This is a genomic window from Ekhidna sp., assembly GCF_965228795.1.
In the GTDB taxonomy this organism is placed as follows: domain Bacteria; phylum Bacteroidota; class Bacteroidia; order Cytophagales; family Cyclobacteriaceae; genus Ekhidna.
Window position 1 is genome coordinate 80,285 of record NZ_OZ245839.1, and the last position, 17,666, is coordinate 97,950.

Consider the following 17,666-nt stretch of genomic DNA (forward strand, 5'->3'; position numbering starts at 1 on the left):
TAAGCGATGGTAAAGCTTCCAACACCAACTCAGGAACTCAAACATCCTTTGCTCGATGAAAAGGAGATTAAACTCTTTGTGAAGAGGGATGATTTGATACATTCTGAAATAATGGGTAATAAATGGCGAAAGCTCAAGTACAACCTTCAAAAAATGAAGGAAGACGGGCTGGATTCAATGGTAACCATGGGGGGTGCCTTTAGCAATCATATTGCTGCCACAGCGGCCGCAGCTAAAGCATACGGGTTCAAAGCAGTAGGAATAATCAGGGGTGAAGAGCTTCACGAATTCAGTAATGAAACACTCAAAACTGCTTCAGAAAATGGGATGGAGTTCCAATTCGTGGATAGAAATACGTTTAGAAATTGGAGAACTAATCCTGATCAACTAAAAGTGAGATTCCCAAAACATTATTTTTTGCCGGAAGGCGGCACCAATGAATTAGCTATCAAGGGTTGCACTGAAATACTGAAAGAAATAACAGTTCCGCATGATTTGGTCGTAACACCAATAGGTACAGGAGGAACTATGGCTGGCTTGATAAAATCTGCCAATCAATCCAGAATAGTCGGAATAAGTAGTTTAAAAGGCAATTTTATTCATCAAGAAATGGAAGTATTGTTAAATAGAAACAAAGTAATCAACCGAAATTATGAACTAATAACTGACTATCATTTTGGTGGCTATGCTAAGATTAAACCTGAATTAATCGATTTTATCAATTGGTTTAAAGAAATCTTCAAAATTCAACTCGACCCGATTTATACTGGAAAGTCGTTTTTTGGCGTTTGGGATATGATTAAAAACGATAAATTTGAAAAAAATCTTCAAATAGTCCTATTACACACTGGTGGTTTACAGGGGATATCAGGGTTTGATCGAAAAAATGAAAATATTATTTAATAAAGCTTAATTTTAGATCAATTTGTCAGCGGTGAAAAAATTTGTGTTAATAGTAATCTCCGCATCATTGATTGCAGCATGCAACATTGGGGATTTAGATTTCGACAATGTTGAGATGCAGCCAATTACTGGTGTGTTCAGTTTCCCTTTGGGTGAAACTACGTATGTCATGCGTGACTTGCTTCTAAGTCAAACAGACTCTATTGGATTTATTGAGGATACAACCTCGTTAATTACACTCCAATATTTTGACACGATTGTCTACAATGCTCCCAATGATTTCATACAAATCAATGACATTGTGCAGAGTGGCGTATTGACTGCTCCGACATCTATGGCCGGTGCACCTAGAACTGTCGATTTGTTTGAGTCATTCGATTTAGCATACAATCCTGCTACCGGGGAACAAATTGACTCGCTATTTTATGAAACGGGCGATCTTACCATTGAAACAATTTCTCAGCTATCCGGAACATTAAGCTACTCATACACCATCGTGAATACGACAAATATTAACACCAATAACCCGGTTGTTTTGGCAGGTAGTATTAATGGCCCAGGCACTGACACCCAAACTCAAACACTTGTAAACCACAAAACGAAACTAACGGGGGGTAGCAGTAATACATTTTCTGTCATTTTTGATGCTTCTGTCGATTTGGCTGCTACAGATAACCTGGTTGGAAATGAGCAGGTAACCTTCAACATCACCTACGGTAATCAAACGTTTAACCTGATTTATGGAAAATTTGGTCAGGATACAGTCCAGGTAGGTAATCAATCCATAGATATTGATTTCTTCAGCCAAGCAAATAGAGATGGGATCACGTTCGGAAACCCGAAGATGACCTTTGACTTCAGAAACTCATTTGGGGTTCCTGTGCAACTGGATCTTTCCGGAATAAACGGTGATGACGGTAGTGGTGGCGACCGATTTGACTTAAAAGGTGACATAGTAAATAATCCCGAGACAATAGCCGGGTCAGATGTAAACACTCCCGGACCTAATCAGGAAGGAGAAACTGTACAAACATTAATTGAAGTAAATCGGAACAACTCAAATATTTTAGGCCTTTTTGCTTCTGCTCCCAGTAGACTAAACTTTGATGTAAGTGGCTTATCCAATGCATCAGACCCTTCACAGCTGAATTACCTTCAGCCTACTAGTCAGATCACCGCTTATGTGGGAATGGAAATTCCAATGGAGATTCAATTAGAAAATCTGGAAGAAACCGGGTATTATGGATTGGGTGATGGGCTTGATTTAGGAAATGTAGACTCTGCTTTTTTGAGAGTGGTAACCATAAATGAATTGCCTTTTGCCGCTGTAGTTAATCTTGAAATTCAAGATGCTGATAGTGCTACGCTCTATACTGTTGCTGATAATCAAGTAATGGTAGCTCCATTTATTAATGTAAATGGAGAAGTAACTGATCCTAATGGCGTAACTGCAGACATTCCACTTTCACCAGAAGGCGTAGCTGCATTGGAGGCAGGATCTCACATTTTAATTACACTTATTTTAAATACACCTGCAAGTCAGACATCACGAGAGATTTACGTAAAAGTCCTGGCTGATTATCAGCTCACTGTAAAGGTCGGTGTTGGAGGTAAATTGAATCTGGATTTATAGATGAAAAAAGCCTCAATCGCCATATTATTCCTAACCCTAGGCTGCTTTGTTAAAGCACAAACGAGCGTTTCATTTCAGCACTTGGGGAATGCTACCTTTCAAAATAACTTAATCAACCCTTCATTGATACCGGAAGGGAAATTATTTATTGGGCTACCGGTGCTTTCAGGTGTCCATGTGAATGTCAATAATAAGGTTAGCTACAATGAAGTATTCACAAAAGAAGCTGATCGCATAGAAGTGGATGTAGATAAAATACTAGGCAACCTACAACAGCAAAACATGCTAAGTGCAACTGTCAATGTCAACTTGCTGCATGTTGGATATCGACTGAATTCCGGGCCGCTTTTAAGTTTTACCATCAATGAGCGAGTAAATGCAGATTTCGTTTACTCTAAAGAGCTGGTGAATTATGTATTCAATGGCAACTCTGACTTTTTAAATCAGGAAGTAAAAATCTCTAATGTTGGCACTGTTGCCACACATTTCCGAGAGTTTGGTCTTGGGTTTGCGGCCCCTGTCAACGAGCAACTGACGGTTGGTTTAAGAGGCAAGTTTCTCGTTGGATTTGCCAATATTAGTACTCCTGGTAATTTCAGGGCTACAATCACTTCCAATGGTGAAGCATTTCAAGTAGATGCAGACTGGCAAAATGCAACCATGCGGTCGTCAGGAATGGATATCTATAGAAGAGATGAAGGAGATCTTGGTTCACATCTTGTGTTCAATGGCAACACTGGATTTGCTATGGATCTGGGAGCCACCTACCGGCTGAATAGATACTATACAATCACAGGATCAATTGTAGACGTTGGTTTTATTAACTGGAAAGAAGATATCGAAAACCATACACTCAACGATACTTCTTTTACATATAATGGAGTTGATTTACAGGAATTGGATAATATCACTCAAACGCTTGAGGACTCATTATTCAACAAGTTTGATCCGTCAGAAAACAGCGACCCATACAGAAGCTGGCTTCCTGTAACCGCTTATGGCAGCTGGATATACCATTACAGCCCAAAAATTGATATTTATGTAACAGGCGGCACTCGCCTTGTTCAGCGTCAGGTTAAAATGCTATACGGGGCAGGGGCCACTTATAAGTTTGGCAAAGCTTTTACTGCATCCGCTACTGTAACCAAATTACCGCAGCAGTTTTTTAACGTCGGGGCTGCTATTACAGCCAAAGGAGGGCCGGTTCAGATGTATTTAGCCGCCGATCAAATTGTGAATTTTTCCGTACCTGATTCAAAGGCTTTTGATTTCAGGTTTGGAATGAGTTTCAATTTTGCCGGTTTTGGATCGAACGAACCTGAAAGTGGACTTTCAAGAGGTCGTATTGCCGGAGCAAAGGGATTAGATACGAATGTATTCTTGGGAAGAAAAGTGAAAACCAAGAAACGTGATGGTATTTACTCCATCATTAAGCGACAGAAACGAAGAGACCTGAAAAACAAGCGTACTCAACGTGACAAGAGTGTAGATAAGAAAAGTCTAAATGGTCGGACTGGTAAAAAGAATACCGATAACAATTAATTATTTCTTGCAGACTAAGTAAGAAAGCTCCCAATTTATACTGTAACGATCGTCATTACTTATAACCCCAAGGCTCATAAGAGACTCCTTAAGATCGCGTTTAGGTGGTTGTAAGTCCAGGCAAAAAAGTAGCCTGAAAAAATCCATCGCAGCGTGTGAATTATGGAAGTTCCAAAAATATGATTTGGTAGTAATGGTCACTTCAAACCCTGAGTTCGTCAATTCATTAAGGTCATTTTCACAAATAAAATTTCCTTGATGACCCATACTGTTCCACTGATCTACAAATCCGTTCAAAAAAGTTGCTATGTGTGATTTTGCGCTTACATCCGCAATTACAAGTTGACCACCTCTCTTTAATATCCGATGCATCTCAGCATAAAATGCCTTTCTATCCACGATATGATGAAGAGCGGCCAGGCTGACTATTTCATTTACACATTCGTCAGTCAGGTCGATTTTAGACTCCTTACATTTCTTGATGCCATCGTGACCAGATTCAAATTCCCCCGAAAAATCATAACCCAGGTAGTTAACATTTCTCAAAAACTGTTTCAAATAACCTCCGCCTGCCGGAATATCCAATATTGTACCTCCCTCGTTAAGTCTAAGTTTCTCAATGATGTTATTAAACTCCTCATTCCTGGCGGCCGGATACTTCTCCATCGCCAGATGATAGGATCTGCCTCTTTGATTGAATATTTGCTCATAGGTATTCATAGTATAAGCTCATTAACCTCTTTGCAGGTATGGCACTTGCCACATACCTCAGGCTTTTTATCCTCTGAATAAACCGGACGCCTACACCACCATGTATTACTTCTTACTTCCTCCGGCAGGAAATCCCACACTTCCTTTTTAGTAAAGTCTACCATCGGGAAAATGTATTCTGCTGAATACCCATTTTCGAGCGATAAGACACTCTTGAAAATGGCTTGTGCACGTTGCATCCGTTTCATAAAGTTTGCTCCGCCTGACTCTACATCTGTTTTTGTACGCCCCATGGCTACAAAACCGATATCTTTTCTAGCAGCACAGATATTAGCAGAAAGAAAAGCACATATATCCATATCGAATGGAAATCTGTTTGCCTTTAGCGGAGCAAATCCGGTTGAGTTAAATGTACTGCCTGAAACTGTAAATGGTCTTTTAGCAGCGCTTTTGTAATAGCTTAAAATAGCCTTAACGGCCTTTGCCTCTGCATTCGCTCGATTTTCACGATTAAGAATGTGTATGTGATGGACGATCAACGGATGATCAGCATACGCTTCATCGGTCATCAAACGATGTAAAACTCCCGAGGAATCAATGCCTCCTGAGAACATACAGAGTATGGTCGCCTTATCATTCCTCTTATCCATTTTCAAATCCTTTGACATGCATCCTTGCTTCGAAAAGAGCCTCCTGAACTAATATCGGTCTTGGTTCGACCCCAAGCCTCATAGGCTAAGTCACTAAAAAAGCTGTCTGAATGTGTCACTAAGTTTAGCAAATGAATTGACTTTTATTTTAAACTGACTCAGATCTTTAGCCTTCAAGTTGTGTTTGGAAATGTAGACCTCTTTGAATCCAAGCTTCTCTGCCTCATTAATTCTATTCTCAATGCGGCTTATGGGTCTTATTTCTCCACCAAGTCCTACCTCCGCTGCAAAGCAAACATCCTCCCCTATTGGTGCGTCTTCAAAAGACGAAAAAATAGCTGAACAAATCGCCAGATCCAGGGCTGTATCCTGTACTTTCAGTCCCCCTGCAATATTTAGAAAAACATCCTGAGTGCTTAATCGAATGCCCAATCGCTTCTCCATTACGGCCAGAAGCATGGTTAGCCTCTTGTAGTCATATCCTGTGGTGCTGCGCTGAGGATTGCCATAACTAGTTGGGGAAACCAGTGCTTGCGTCTCCAAAATCAACGGCCGGTTTCCTTCGAGTGTAGCCCCTAATGCGATTCCGCTTAGCCCGGGTTCTCTCGGTGAGATTAACACTTCTGAAGGGTTGGTCACCTCACGCAAACCATTAGCGTTCATTTCGAACATACCTAATTCAGAAGTGGAACCAAATCGATTTTTAATGGTTCTCAAAATTCGATACGACAAATGACGGTCACCTTCAAACTGGAGAACAGTATCCACCATGTGCTCCAAAACTTTAGGCCCGGCTATCGCTCCATCTTTATTGACATGGCCTATTAAGAAAACAGGAATTCCTTTTTGTTTGGCAAACTTCATCAGCTGACCGGTGCACTCTTTGACCTGAGAGATAGAGCCAATTGCAGCTTCTATTCTATCTGAGTGTAAAGTCTGAATCGAATCAATAATCAGAACATCCGGTGTAAGACTTTCAGCCTGTCGTAACACTTCAGATAGGCTTGTTTCTGCATAAAGAAAACAATTCTCTGCAGTTGTGCCTATGCGATCTGCTCGCATCCGTATCTGTTCGGTGCTCTCCTCTCCGGATACATACAGTGTCTTCTGCTGCAATTTCACAGCCATTTGAAGCATAATCGTAGACTTTCCAATGCCCGGTTCCCCACCAACCAGCACTAAAGATCCATCTACTATTCCTCCCCCAAGTACACGATCCAATTCAGATAATCCTGTCTTCAATCGCTCTTTCAAAACCTCTTTCCCTGCTTCTTTGATATTTACCGGCCTGGCTTTCTCTGTTGAAAAATCAACCGGCGTAGAGGTGCTTTTTGATACCACTTCCTCCACGTAAGTGTTCCATTCACCACATGCCGGGCATTTTCCAACCCATTTTGCAGACTCAGCTCCGCAGGATTGACAATAAAATACTGATTTTGTTTTGGCCATATTCGTCGGGATAACGGCTAAGATATAAACTGTCTAAGTTAATTTTGGGACATGCAAAAAGATCAGAAAGTTTTTGACCTAATCAAGGCTGAAGAAAAGCGACAGATTGAAGGAATAGAGCTAATAGCCTCAGAAAATATTGTTTCACCTCAGGTGCAGGAAGCAGCGGGAAGCGTACTGACAAATAAATATGCAGAAGGACTCCCCGGCAAAAGATACTACGGGGGTTGTGAAGTGGTGGATGAAATTGAGGATCTGGCCAGGGAACGAGCAAAAGAACTTTTCGGAGCTACATGGGCAAATGTCCAGCCACACTCAGGTGCTCAGGCAAATGCAGCTGTCATGTTAGCATGTCTAAAGGCCGGAGATGAAATATTAGGTTTTGACCTCTCTCATGGTGGTCACCTGACACATGGCTCTGGTGTAAACTTTTCAGGTAAGCTATATAAACCGAATTTCTATGGTGTAGAAAAAGACTCTGGACTGATTGACTATGATCAGCTGGAAAAAGTAGCTCGGGAGAAAAAGCCTAAGGTGATCATTTGTGGGGCGTCCGCATACAGTCGTGATTGGGATTATGAGCGATTCAGAGCAATTGCTGATGAAGTAGGGGCTATTTTATTGGCGGATGTTTCTCACCCTTCCGGTCTCATTGCCAGAGGTCTTTTAAATGATCCACTTGAGTATTGCCACATCGTTACCACCACCACTCACAAGACACTTAGAGGTCCTAGAGGCGGGATGATACTGGTGCGCGACGATATAGATAACCCATGGGGCATCACTACGCCAAAAGGTGTGGTTAGAAAATTAAGCTCACTGCTTGACTCAGGTGTTTTCCCTGGTACACAGGGTGGGCCGCTTGAACATATCATTGCAGCTAAAGCTGTAGCATTTGGGGAAGCGCTATCAGACGATTACATGGAATACTTGCTAAGAGTGAAAAAGAATGCACAAGTAATGGCAGACGCTTTTGTTAAGAAAGGCTATGATGTAATCTCTAAAGGAACTGACAATCACCTGATGCTTATTGATTTGAGGACTAAGGATATCACAGGGAAAGATGCTGAAAATGCGCTGATCAAAGCGGATATCACTGTTAATAAAAACATGGTGCCATTTGATGATAAGAGCCCATTTGTAACCTCCGGGATGAGAATAGGTACTCCGGCAGTAACTACCAGGGGACTTGGTGAAGAAGACATGGTGAAAATTGTTGACCTTATTGATACTGTCATCACCAACAAAGAGGATGAAAGTAAGATAGCTGAAGTGAAAGCCGAGGTGAATAGCTGGATGTCTAAGTTTCCGTTGTTTAAATCATGAACCCGATTTTAAGTCGACATATTGATCAAATTAATGCACTTTGTCAAAAGCAAAAAGTACAGAAGCTCTATTCATTCGGATCAGTTAACGCTCCTACATTTAATGATACCAGTGACATAGATTTTCTTGTCTCATTTCAAGAAATGAAGTTGGTTGACTATGCAGATAACTATTTTGACCTGTGTGAAGGATTGGAAAAAATTACGGGAAGAAAAGTAGATTTGGTAACCGAGAGATCACTCCAAAATCCCTTTTTCATTGAGTCAATTGAAAAAACCAAACAGTTACTCTATGGTTGAGGGGGTTAAAAAATATTTGTTCGACATAAAAACCTCGATAGATTCTATCAATGCATTTCTAGGGGATAAAAGAGACTTTCGAATTTATCAAAAAAATAAAATGCTAAGAAGAGCCGTAGAAAGGGAGTTTGAGATCATTGGTGAAGCACTTAAAAAGGCAGATCAAATCGATCCTGCATTGCGCATTGAAAATAAAGGGAGAATAATTTCATTAAGAAATCGGGTCATTCATGGATATGATAAGGTTGATGACGAAATTATTTGGGGAGTCATAATCAAGCACCTTCCAAAATTGGAAAGTGAAGTCAAACTACTTCTAGCTAAATAATGCCACTAGATCAGATATCAGATGAAAAAGAGATGTCCTTTCTGGACCATCTCGAAGAGTTAAGATGGCATATCATCCGATCTCTGATTGCAATAGTGGTGTTTGCCATTGCTGCATTTATATTGAAGGATTTTGTTATTGGCACAGTCATACTGGGACCTTCCAGAACCGATTTCTGGACCTATCAAAAACTTTGTCAATTAGCAGATCTCATTGGTACTCCTGCCCTTTGTATCGATACATTGTCATTTGAATTAGTCAGTCGTAAGCTTAGCAGCCAGTTTATGACGCATGTTTCTGTTTCATTTGTAGCAGGACTGATTTTAGGGTTCCCCTATTTGTTTTGGGAGATTTGGCGATTTATTAAACCCGGGTTGCGACCACAGGAAAGGAAAGCATCTAGAGGTGCCACTTTTTCTGTAAGCGTTCTATTTATGTTGGGGGTGATGTTTGGATACTTCCTGATTGCACCCATCTCTGTACGCTTCTTTTCAACCTACCAGGTAGACCCTTCGCTTCAAAACCTATTTGATCTTTCATCCTACATCAATACAGTAATGCTCATTGTATTCGGGTGTGGTATCTTATTCCAACTCCCGGTAATTGTGTATTTTCTTACCAAGGCTGGCATTGTAAGCTCCGCTTTGATGAAAGCCTACAGAAAACATTCGATCATTGTAATTTTGGTTTTGGGAGCAATTGTCACACCTCCTGATCCATTTAGTCAGATTTTAATTGCATTACCATTGATGATGCTCTACCAGTTGAGTATCGTTATCGCAAAGCGAATAGAAAAAAGAGAAGCACGTCAAAATAATAGCATATGAAAATAGCAATAGGTGGCGATCATGCCGGATTTCAGTATAAAGAAAGACTCATTAAACATTTAGTGGATGCAGGGCATGAGGTACAAGATTTTGGTCCAAAAACGGAAGATTCCGTAGACTATCCAGATCATGTTCACCCACTGGCTACCTCTATTGCGTCTGAAGATTTTGAACTTGGTATATTGATATGTGGCAGTGGTAATGGCGTAGCAATGACTGCCAATAAGCACGAAAACGTAAGAGCAGCACTATGCTGGAATACAGAACTGGCTGCCCTTGCTCGGCAGCACAACAATGCGAATATCATTTGTCTGCCTGCCAGATTCGTCGCTTACGAGTATGCGGAAAGTTTAGTAGATACGTTTGTAAAAACAGCATTTGAAGGTGGGCGTCACGAACGTAGAGTCAATAAAATCAATTGTTAACTCGAGCATACCGCCCGTTCCCACGAGCTTCGTATTGAGTTTCAATTTTTGGGAATCGTTCGAAAACCTGGGGCATAACGCCTAATTCATCGATAATCAAATCAGGTTGAGCTGAATTAAAAATTTGATACAACCGGCTTGCCGCACTGTAATACTCTAATCCTTCAAAAGCTCTGGTACTTAGGGTACTATTCAAGCAAGGTGTAAGAATCTCCTGATCTTTATAATAAGTGAGGTTTTCACCGAGTATCATCGTATTTTCTTGAGTCGTTGATGGTGGTTTCACTATCAAATCATTCAAAAAGGCTCTGTAAGAATAAATATTGTATCCAATGAGTCCAAAAATTAAAATCCCCGGCATAACCAGCTTGAAAATTTGCCGTCTGAGAAGGACGAAGTAGTAGGTCCAGAAGTAAGCAATGATAGGCACCATAAAAACCAATTCATGCAGCGATTTTTCATTAGAAAGGAAAAATGTAGCTATGCCTCCAAAGAACATCAACCAGATAACCTGTTGGATCTTCTGCTGAAAATTTGTCTGACGAGCAGATCCCCACGTCTTGAATATCGATATTAAAAATATGAGGGTAAATCCTGCACCTGCTTTTACAGCATCCCATTTATTCAATGCCCCAGCCTCATCCATAAGTAGGTTTTGTGTCAAATAGCTATCCAGGAAAATCAGGAAATCCCCTCTCCAGTAGAAGTACAGTCCGCACAATACAAATACGAGTAAAAAACTAAATAGATAAAGGGTTATCCTTCTTGTCACAGCTGTTGAAAACAGTATTAATGACACCAAAAAGACAATGAAAAAAACGATTGAAGGTAGGTAAATCATCGTGGCTACTCCAATGAAGATACCTGAGTTAAGAAACAGCTCATCCGTTACCTGATTATCAATTCTTCTCAGCACATTTCTTAAGGCTAGCAAAATAAATGTAAGACTCAAGAGCTGCGGAGACAATGCCATGAAGTCCGGCACAGACACCATCAAAATCATGTATAAAAAGGCAGGTAAATAGCTATTTTCATCGTATGCCTTGTTTTTCAATAAGAGCATATTGAATATGCCCGCCTGGTATATAATAACTAAAGAGCTCAACCCATAATGTAGAAACATCGTACGGCCAAAGAGTAAGTCAAAATACTTATAGATGATTACTGCAAGTGGTCCGGTATAATCAAAAGTTTCGGAGTACATCCGATATCCTTGGTTCAGCCATTCTCCTATTAGTGACCACTTTAGCTGATAATAAGACTCCTCTTCAATAAAATATCCCTGAACCAATCTGATAATTACCATTATCAGAAAAATAAAGAGAAGCCTGTAAGGGTCGTTTATTCGAAAGAAGCGTAGCAAGAACTCTTTTTTTATACTTTGTTGAGACTAAATTCGAAATTAGAGCATTTGAACAAACCGCTTAAATTTTATCTTAGGATATTTGCATTATGGAAAGCAAGAGGCAGGTCAAGTATGGTAAACAGCTACAAAAAGATTTAGCTGAGATCTTTCAAAAAGATCCTTCTCATTATTTCAAATCGTCGTTGGGAACAATCACTGGGGTTTCGGTTTCTCCTGACCTAAGCTTAGCAAGAGTGCATTTGAGCATTTTTCCAATCAATACTGCGGAAGAAATTTTTGAGCATCTGGACTCAATTAAAAGTGAAATCCGGCTGAAGCTTGGTAAAAAGATCGGTAAACAAGTGCGTATAGTACCTGAAATTGCTTTTTTTCATGATGACACAGAAGAAAAAGCATCGAAAATTGACAACTTGATCAACAAACTGAACATTCCGCCAGAAGAAGAATGAATGTTCCATTTTTCATAGCTAGGAAGTATTTCTGGTCAAAAAATAAGCCTACTTTAAAAGGACTTTTGATCGCTTTAAAAGCTATATTCTTGACCTCATTTTTTTTTAGTATTCTTCTAACAATTTCATATCAAATACTAAGTTATTTTGAGCTACAAGATTCACTTATTGCTATTATAATTTATCTTATTGATAGCGTTATAATTATAATTCCTCTTTTCATCTATTTTGTTAAGTCAGGAAAATCAATTAATGTAATTTCGATCCTTTCAATGGTGGTAGTAGCCATTGGCACCATGTGTCTCATCATCGCCCTTTCTGTATTCAATGGTCTGGAAGGATTACTTAGAAGCATGTATGGGAATTTTGATCCGGATGTGGTCGTTTTTCCTGCATCCGGCAAATCATTTGAGCTAGATTCATCTCACATTGTAACACTAAAATCTATAGAAGGGGTAGCTGGTGTTTCGGAGGTAATTGAGGATAATGTACTTGTAGAATATAAAGAAGCCCAGCGTCTGGTGAGAATGAAAGGGGTCAGTAGAGACTTTGACGAGTATAGCGGAATCCGAAATGTGCTCGTGGCTGGTGACTTCCCATTGGTGAGAGATAGCATCGGATATGCACTCGTAGGGAGGGGTGTCCAGTATGATTTATCACTAAGCTTACAGAATGACTTCTATACACTACAGATGTATTATCCGAAGGACATAGGTCCCGGAGTTGTTAATCCTACAAGGATGTATAACCTGCTAAACATCATACCGGGAGGAATATTTGCAATCGAAAAATACTATGATGACAACTACATCTTCGTTCCCGTTGAGTTCGCAAGAGAACTGCTAGATTATGGCAATAGATTAACAGCTTTTGATATCTATCTCACTGAAGATGCAAACCCCATCCATGTAAAGTCCGACATACAATCATCTTTAGGAGAAGAATTCCAGGTGAAGCTTGGGGAAGAGCTTCATGGTGACCTTTACAAGGTGCTAAGAATTGAAAAGCTTTTTGTTTTTATCATTCTGGTAGCAATTATTGGTATAGCCTCTATTAATATTTTCTTTTCGTTAACTATGCTGGTAATTGAAAAGCGAAAAGACATTTCCATCCTATTTGCTCAAGGTGCCTCCAGCACGTTAATACGAAATATTTTCTTGTATGAAGGGTGCATTGTCGCTTTTACCGGAGCAGGAATTGGCCTCATTTTAGGAGTTGGTATCAGCCTGGTACAGCAGCACTTCGGTATTGTGGGAATGGGAATGGATTCAGCAGTTTTGAATAGCTATCCGGTACAAATTGAAATACTGGATGTGTTATTAACTGTAGTAGCAATTATTCTAATCACCTTTATTGCTTCCATTCAGCCTGCCAAAAAAGCAAGCAAATCTTTCTCAACACAAACATTTCAGTAATAAAAAATTCTTCACTGTTTAATAACAGCTAGCATTCGAATTTTTACTATTTTCGAAGCTTATGTCATTTTGAAAATCTGTGAACGTATCACCTGACAAGCCATTTGAACTTATTTACTCGCTGTATGAACACGAGTATCTCGGATATCTTATTGAGTCGTTTGTTGTACAACTGAATGACAAAGGGGGACTTACGTATTCGCATCAAAATATAAGCGCTAAAAACGCCACAGAATTTCATGAAGGTCTTGATGAAAATGATTACAAAATCATTAAGCTGATGGATCAGATTCAGCAAGATCAGGTAGCCAACCACTTTCAAAAAAAACGTCAAAAACCTGAGGAGTTCTTCCTTAAGGTCTACGATAAAAATACCGGGGATAAACTTCTTCAGGGCGAAATTGAAAGCTACATCGAACGTAGAAGGTCACAAATTCTCTCCCTAATTCACGGAAAGAGGCTTTTTGAAATGGGGAAAGATGGTGAGCCTGCCTGGAAAGAAATTGAAGTGGTTGACGAAAAAGCTACCATTCTTTTCCATTTTAGGAAAAATGAGGATAATACGCATTACTTCCCAACCATTAAGTTACGGGACGAAAAGGTAGACTTTCTGAATAATGGTAGCTATCTCCTATGTAAAGAGCCCGCTTGGTTAGTTGCAAACGATCAATTATTCACATTTGAAAAACAAGTGAGCGGCGGCAAGCTTAAGCCGTTCTTGAAAAAGAAGTTTATTCTCATTCCTAAGGATATAGAGGAAACCTATTATAAGAAGTTTGTTGGTCCGCTTATCTCCGAATTTGATGTGTACGCAAAAGGCTTTGACATAGTAACACATAAACCAAAGCCTACACCAAAAATTACTGTCAGCGAACTCCAAACCTCTCAAAATGCATCTCTCTTTGATGAAAATGGTGGTGCTGCTGCAACTGAGAGTGACAAGCTCTTGCTAGAGCTTTCCTTCGATTATGGCAAATACAACTTCAATGCAGACAAGTTGAGTAAAGTAAGTGTGTCTGTTGAAAAACAAAATGATAACTATACGTTTCATCGGATCAGCAGAGACCATGAAGGAGAAAAAGGCATCATTGCTCAATTAGCTAATAACGGCCTTCAGCTCAGAAACTCCAGAGTTACTTTACCAAAAATCAAGGCCTTTGATTGGATAGGGAGAAATCGAGACTTGCTCCAAGATTTCATAATCAAGCAAAATCATCAGGGTAAGAAATTTTTCGTTGGCGAATCCACCATTGACCTGGAAGTTAATGAGGGAGTCGATTGGTTTGATCTTAAAGCAAGGATTCGTTTTGGAGATTATGAGGTGCCTTTCGAGGAAATTCGTAAATGCATTCTTAAAGGGAAAACTGAAATAACACTTCCTAATGGCGAAATAGGTGTAATCCCTGAGTCGTGGATTTTGAGATACAAAGACCTCCTTGCATTTTCTTCACAAACTGAAGATGGAATTACGCTCAATAAAATTCATGTCTCGCTGGTACAAGAGCTAAAAGAAGGTGATTTGGCCAGGGTGACAATGGATCGTAAGCTTGAAAAGCTCCTTTCATTTGATAAAATTGAAGATTATCAAGTGCCTACAAACTTTGTCGGTAGCCTGCGTCCATATCAGCTAGCAGGATACAACTGGTTAAGGTTTCTCGAGGAATACAATTTTGGAGGTTGCCTGGCAGATGATATGGGTCTTGGTAAAACCATCCAGGCATTGGCATTATTGCAGCATCAGAAAAACGAAAGCCCGGATAGTACCAGTTTGCTCATCATGCCAACATCTCTCTTATATAACTGGGAAATGGAGGCCAAAAAATTTACTCCACAGCTTAAGATTCTAAACTACACCGGTATTAACCGACAAAAGGATAGCAGTCGCTTTAGCAAGTATGATGTGGTCATCACCAGCTATGGCACAACGAGAATTGATGTGGAAATCTTATCAGAGTTCTATTTCAATTATACCATTCTTGATGAATCTCAGGCAATCAAAAATCCTGATTCGCTTATTTCCAAAAAGGTCAGAGAGCTCAAATCAAGAAGAAAGTTGATTTTGACCGGAACCCCAATTGAAAATAGTACGCTCGACCTATGGTCTCAAATGAGTTTTGTGAATCCTGGTTTGTTGGGTAATGAGTCTTATTTCAAAAAGGAATATTTAAGGCCTATTGAAAAAAAGCAGGATGAGTCCAAAACGAAAAAATTAAATGCTTTAATAAAGCCATTTCTTCTCAGGAGAGAAAAGAGTCAGGTGGCAGAAGACCTACCTGAAAAAGTGATTAATATTCGCTACTGCTCTATGTCAGAAGAGCAAAAGGCTTATTATGAAAAAGAAAAAAATGCTTTTAGAAGTAAAATCATGGACGTTATAGAGACTGATGGCATTGGTAAGTCTCACATGATTTTATTGCAAGGACTTACCCAGTTGAGACAGATAGCCAACCACCCTAAAATGGTTGATTCTGAATATTCGGATGGATCGGGAAAACTTGAAGAAGTGACTTATATGATTGAAAACTCTATTTCTAAGGGCCACAAAGTCCTTATTTTCAGTCAATTCGTAAAGCACTTAAAGATTGTTTCTTCCTACCTGCAAGAAAAAGAACTGCCTTTTGCCTATTTGGATGGTTCTACCAAGGATCGTAAAACCCAAGTTGAACGATTTCAAAACGATTCCTCGGTTTCTGTGTTTCTAATATCGCTTAAAGCAGGAGGAACTGGATTGAACTTGACAAAGGCAGATTACGTATTCCTACTAGACCCTTGGTGGAACCCAGCAGTAGAGGCACAAGCCATAGACAGGGCTCACAGAATCGGACAAACCAAGAAAGTTTTTGCATATAAGTTCGTGTCAAAAGATACAATAGAGGAAAAAATCATAAAACTGCAGGAACACAAGCAAAAACTTGCCTCCGATTTGATCTCTGTAGAAGAAAGTTTCATAAAAAGCCTCTCGCCAAGCGACATTCAGGAGCTCTTTGACTAATTTTTAAGGTCTAAATAAGGGTTGGATTTTATCCGTGTTGTTAGATGAGTGTACTTCACTACTTAAGAGGTTTTTATATGAGAAATCCGATTACAAGTCTGGTTGCATTCATCTTGTTGATCAATACATGCTTTTGCTCTTCCGCTTCCGGGCAGAAAGAGTTTGGCTTTAAGATGCCTGCTGATGCAAAAAAGATTACGATACCATTTGAGCAGCATAACAACCTGATTGTTATTCCAATTACAATCAATCGCTTTCTTACTTTAAAATTCATTCTGGATACCGGGGTTGAAAATGCCATTTTAACAGAGAAATTGTATGCTGATATTCTGGATGTTAATTATATCAGGGAAATTACAATCGACGGACCCGGCTTAATAGATTCTGTAGAAGCATTTATTGCTAATCAAGTAACATTTAGTCTCCCTGGAGGTGTGGTAGGTACTAATATGAATATGTTGGTGCTAAAAGAAGACTACCTTCAGCTTTCTGAAAATATCGGGGATGACGTACATGGAATTATAGGATATGATATTTTTTCACGGTTTGTTGTAGAAATCAATTACGACGATAATGAGATTACCTTAATTGATCCCAGTAGATTCAAAGCAAGCAGACGAGCCACCGAAATCCCAATTGAGATTAGAGGATCAAAACCATTTATTAATGCCACAATAAAACAGGATAATCAAAAAACAAGTCTTGATATAATGGTGGATACGGGAGCCAGTCATGCAGCTCTGATAGACTATAATTTTCTCGATGGAGTAGACCTGCCGGAAAAAACCATTGTAACCAGGCTTGGTAGAGGGATAGCTGGTGAAATACCAGGCTATATTGGAAGAATGGATTCAGTGAAAATTGATTGTTTTGATTTTAGTCGAATGCTGGTAGCAGCCCCATTTGATGGTGCCTATAATAAGGTGATAAAAAGAGGAGCAAGAGTGGGCACTTTTGGTGGTGAGCTTCTTAACCGGTTCAATGTAACCTTTGATTATAGCTCCAAAAAAATGTACCTGACTAAAGGAGATAAATACCGTGATAAGTTTGAATATGACATGAGTGGTATGACCCTTAATGCAGTTGGCCCTTCATTAGATACGCTTAAAGTCGTCACTGTAAATCCTGATGGGCCCGCCTTCAAGGCTGATATTAGACCAGGTGATGTTATTCAAAGAATCAATGGAAGAAACCTGAGGTCCAACTCGCTATCAGAAATCTACAACTTACTTCAATCTAGAGACGGCAGAAAAATCAGAGTTGTAATTCTTCGTGACGGAGAAAAGAAAAAAGTAAAATTTCGCTTAAAGAGAATCATATAAAGGCGGTGACAATTAAATATCACACGCCT

At 39.6% G+C, this 17,666-nt stretch carries 16 protein-coding genes; 12 read left to right on the top strand and 4 right to left on the bottom strand.

From position 1 onward, the window contains the following. Positions 1-6: 6 nt before the first annotated feature. From ACQK2H_RS00310 to ACQK2H_RS00320, 3 genes are read left to right on the top strand one after another with little or no spacing between them, the layout of a single operon-like run. Entirely contained in the window at positions 7-903 is an 897-nt protein-coding gene (locus ACQK2H_RS00310) for a 1-aminocyclopropane-1-carboxylate deaminase/D-cysteine desulfhydrase (RefSeq protein ID WP_425389477.1), read from the top strand. A gap of 31 nt (positions 904-934) precedes the next feature. Beyond that, positions 935-2,536, top strand: coding sequence for a hypothetical protein (locus ACQK2H_RS00315; RefSeq protein ID WP_425389478.1), 1,602 nt, complete (start codon positions 935-937; stop codon positions 2,534-2,536). Continuing rightward, positions 2,537-4,078 (top strand): DUF5723 family protein, encoded by a 1,542-nt coding sequence (locus ACQK2H_RS00320; protein ID WP_425389479.1) that lies wholly within the window; start codon positions 2,537-2,539, stop codon positions 4,076-4,078. Here ACQK2H_RS00320 and ACQK2H_RS00325 read toward each other — a convergent pair whose 3' ends face one another. From ACQK2H_RS00325 to radA, 3 genes are all read right to left on the bottom strand, one after another. After that, a complete protein-coding gene (locus ACQK2H_RS00325; RefSeq protein ID WP_425389480.1) occupies positions 4,079-4,798 on the bottom strand; it encodes a class I SAM-dependent methyltransferase in 720 nt (239 codons plus the stop codon). It lies immediately after the preceding gene. Continuing rightward, complete coding sequence (locus tag ACQK2H_RS00330) at positions 4,795-5,439, bottom strand: hypothetical protein (protein ID WP_425389481.1); 645 nt, start codon at positions 5,437-5,439, stop codon at positions 4,795-4,797. Before ACQK2H_RS00330 ends, ACQK2H_RS00325 begins: the two co-directional genes overlap by 4 nt. 93 nt (positions 5,440-5,532) lie before the next feature. Continuing rightward, positions 5,533-6,888, bottom strand: coding sequence for a DNA repair protein RadA (gene radA, locus ACQK2H_RS00335; protein ID WP_425389482.1), 1,356 nt, complete (start codon positions 6,886-6,888; stop codon positions 5,533-5,535). 51 nt (positions 6,889-6,939) lie between these two features. Here radA and glyA point away from each other — a divergent pair, with 51 nt between their 5' ends. Genes glyA through rpiB form a run of 5 tightly spaced genes read left to right on the top strand, consistent with a single transcriptional unit; the run spans position 6,940 to position 10,093 of the window. Further along, the gene (glyA, locus tag ACQK2H_RS00340) at positions 6,940-8,214 is read left to right on the top strand and encodes a serine hydroxymethyltransferase (protein ID WP_425389483.1); all 1,275 of its coding nucleotides are present in this window, start codon (positions 6,940-6,942) and stop codon (positions 8,212-8,214) included. Continuing rightward, complete coding sequence (locus tag ACQK2H_RS00345; protein WP_425389484.1) at positions 8,211-8,513, top strand: nucleotidyltransferase family protein; 303 nt, start codon at positions 8,211-8,213, stop codon at positions 8,511-8,513. Before glyA ends, ACQK2H_RS00345 begins: the two co-directional genes overlap by 4 nt. Continuing rightward, a complete protein-coding gene (locus ACQK2H_RS00350; protein ID WP_425393113.1) occupies positions 8,506-8,841 on the top strand; it encodes a HepT-like ribonuclease domain-containing protein in 336 nt (111 codons plus the stop codon). The genes ACQK2H_RS00345 and ACQK2H_RS00350 overlap by 8 nt, the downstream gene beginning before the upstream one ends. After that, positions 8,841-9,668, top strand: a complete 828-nt coding sequence (tatC, locus tag ACQK2H_RS00355) for a twin-arginine translocase subunit TatC (protein ID WP_425389485.1) — start codon at positions 8,841-8,843, stop codon at positions 9,666-9,668. Before ACQK2H_RS00350 ends, tatC begins: the two co-directional genes overlap by 1 nt. Continuing rightward, positions 9,665-10,093 carry a ribose 5-phosphate isomerase B gene (rpiB, locus tag ACQK2H_RS00360; protein WP_425389486.1) on the top strand — a complete coding sequence of 143 codons (429 nt, stop codon included), beginning with the start codon at positions 9,665-9,667 and terminating at the stop codon, positions 10,091-10,093. The genes tatC and rpiB overlap by 4 nt, the downstream gene beginning before the upstream one ends. Here rpiB and ACQK2H_RS00365 read toward each other — a convergent pair. Continuing rightward, a complete protein-coding gene (locus ACQK2H_RS00365) occupies positions 10,083-11,399 on the bottom strand; it encodes a hypothetical protein (protein ID WP_425389487.1) in 1,317 nt (438 codons plus the stop codon). The two genes, rpiB and ACQK2H_RS00365, sit on opposite strands and share 11 nt — an antisense overlap. Before the next feature lie 146 nt (positions 11,400-11,545). On the opposite strand from ACQK2H_RS00365, the gene rbfA reads away from it, so the two are divergent. The 4 genes from rbfA (at position 11,546) to ACQK2H_RS00385 (ending at position 17,637) form a co-directional block, all read left to right on the top strand. Beyond that, complete coding sequence (gene rbfA / locus ACQK2H_RS00370) at positions 11,546-11,908, top strand: 30S ribosome-binding factor RbfA (protein WP_425389488.1); 363 nt, start codon at positions 11,546-11,548, stop codon at positions 11,906-11,908. Positions 11,909-12,180: 272 nt separating this feature from the next. Beyond that, entirely contained in the window at positions 12,181-13,323 is a 1,143-nt protein-coding gene (locus ACQK2H_RS00375) for an ABC transporter permease (RefSeq protein WP_425389489.1), read from the top strand. Between the two features lie 79 nt (positions 13,324-13,402). Continuing rightward, the gene (locus ACQK2H_RS00380) at positions 13,403-16,315 is read left to right on the top strand and encodes an SNF2-related protein (protein WP_425389490.1); all 2,913 of its coding nucleotides are present in this window, start codon (positions 13,403-13,405) and stop codon (positions 16,313-16,315) included. 44 nt (positions 16,316-16,359) lie between these two features. Continuing rightward, the gene (locus ACQK2H_RS00385; protein WP_425389491.1) at positions 16,360-17,637 is read left to right on the top strand and encodes a PDZ domain-containing protein; all 1,278 of its coding nucleotides are present in this window, start codon (positions 16,360-16,362) and stop codon (positions 17,635-17,637) included. Positions 17,638-17,666 lie beyond the last annotated feature (29 nt).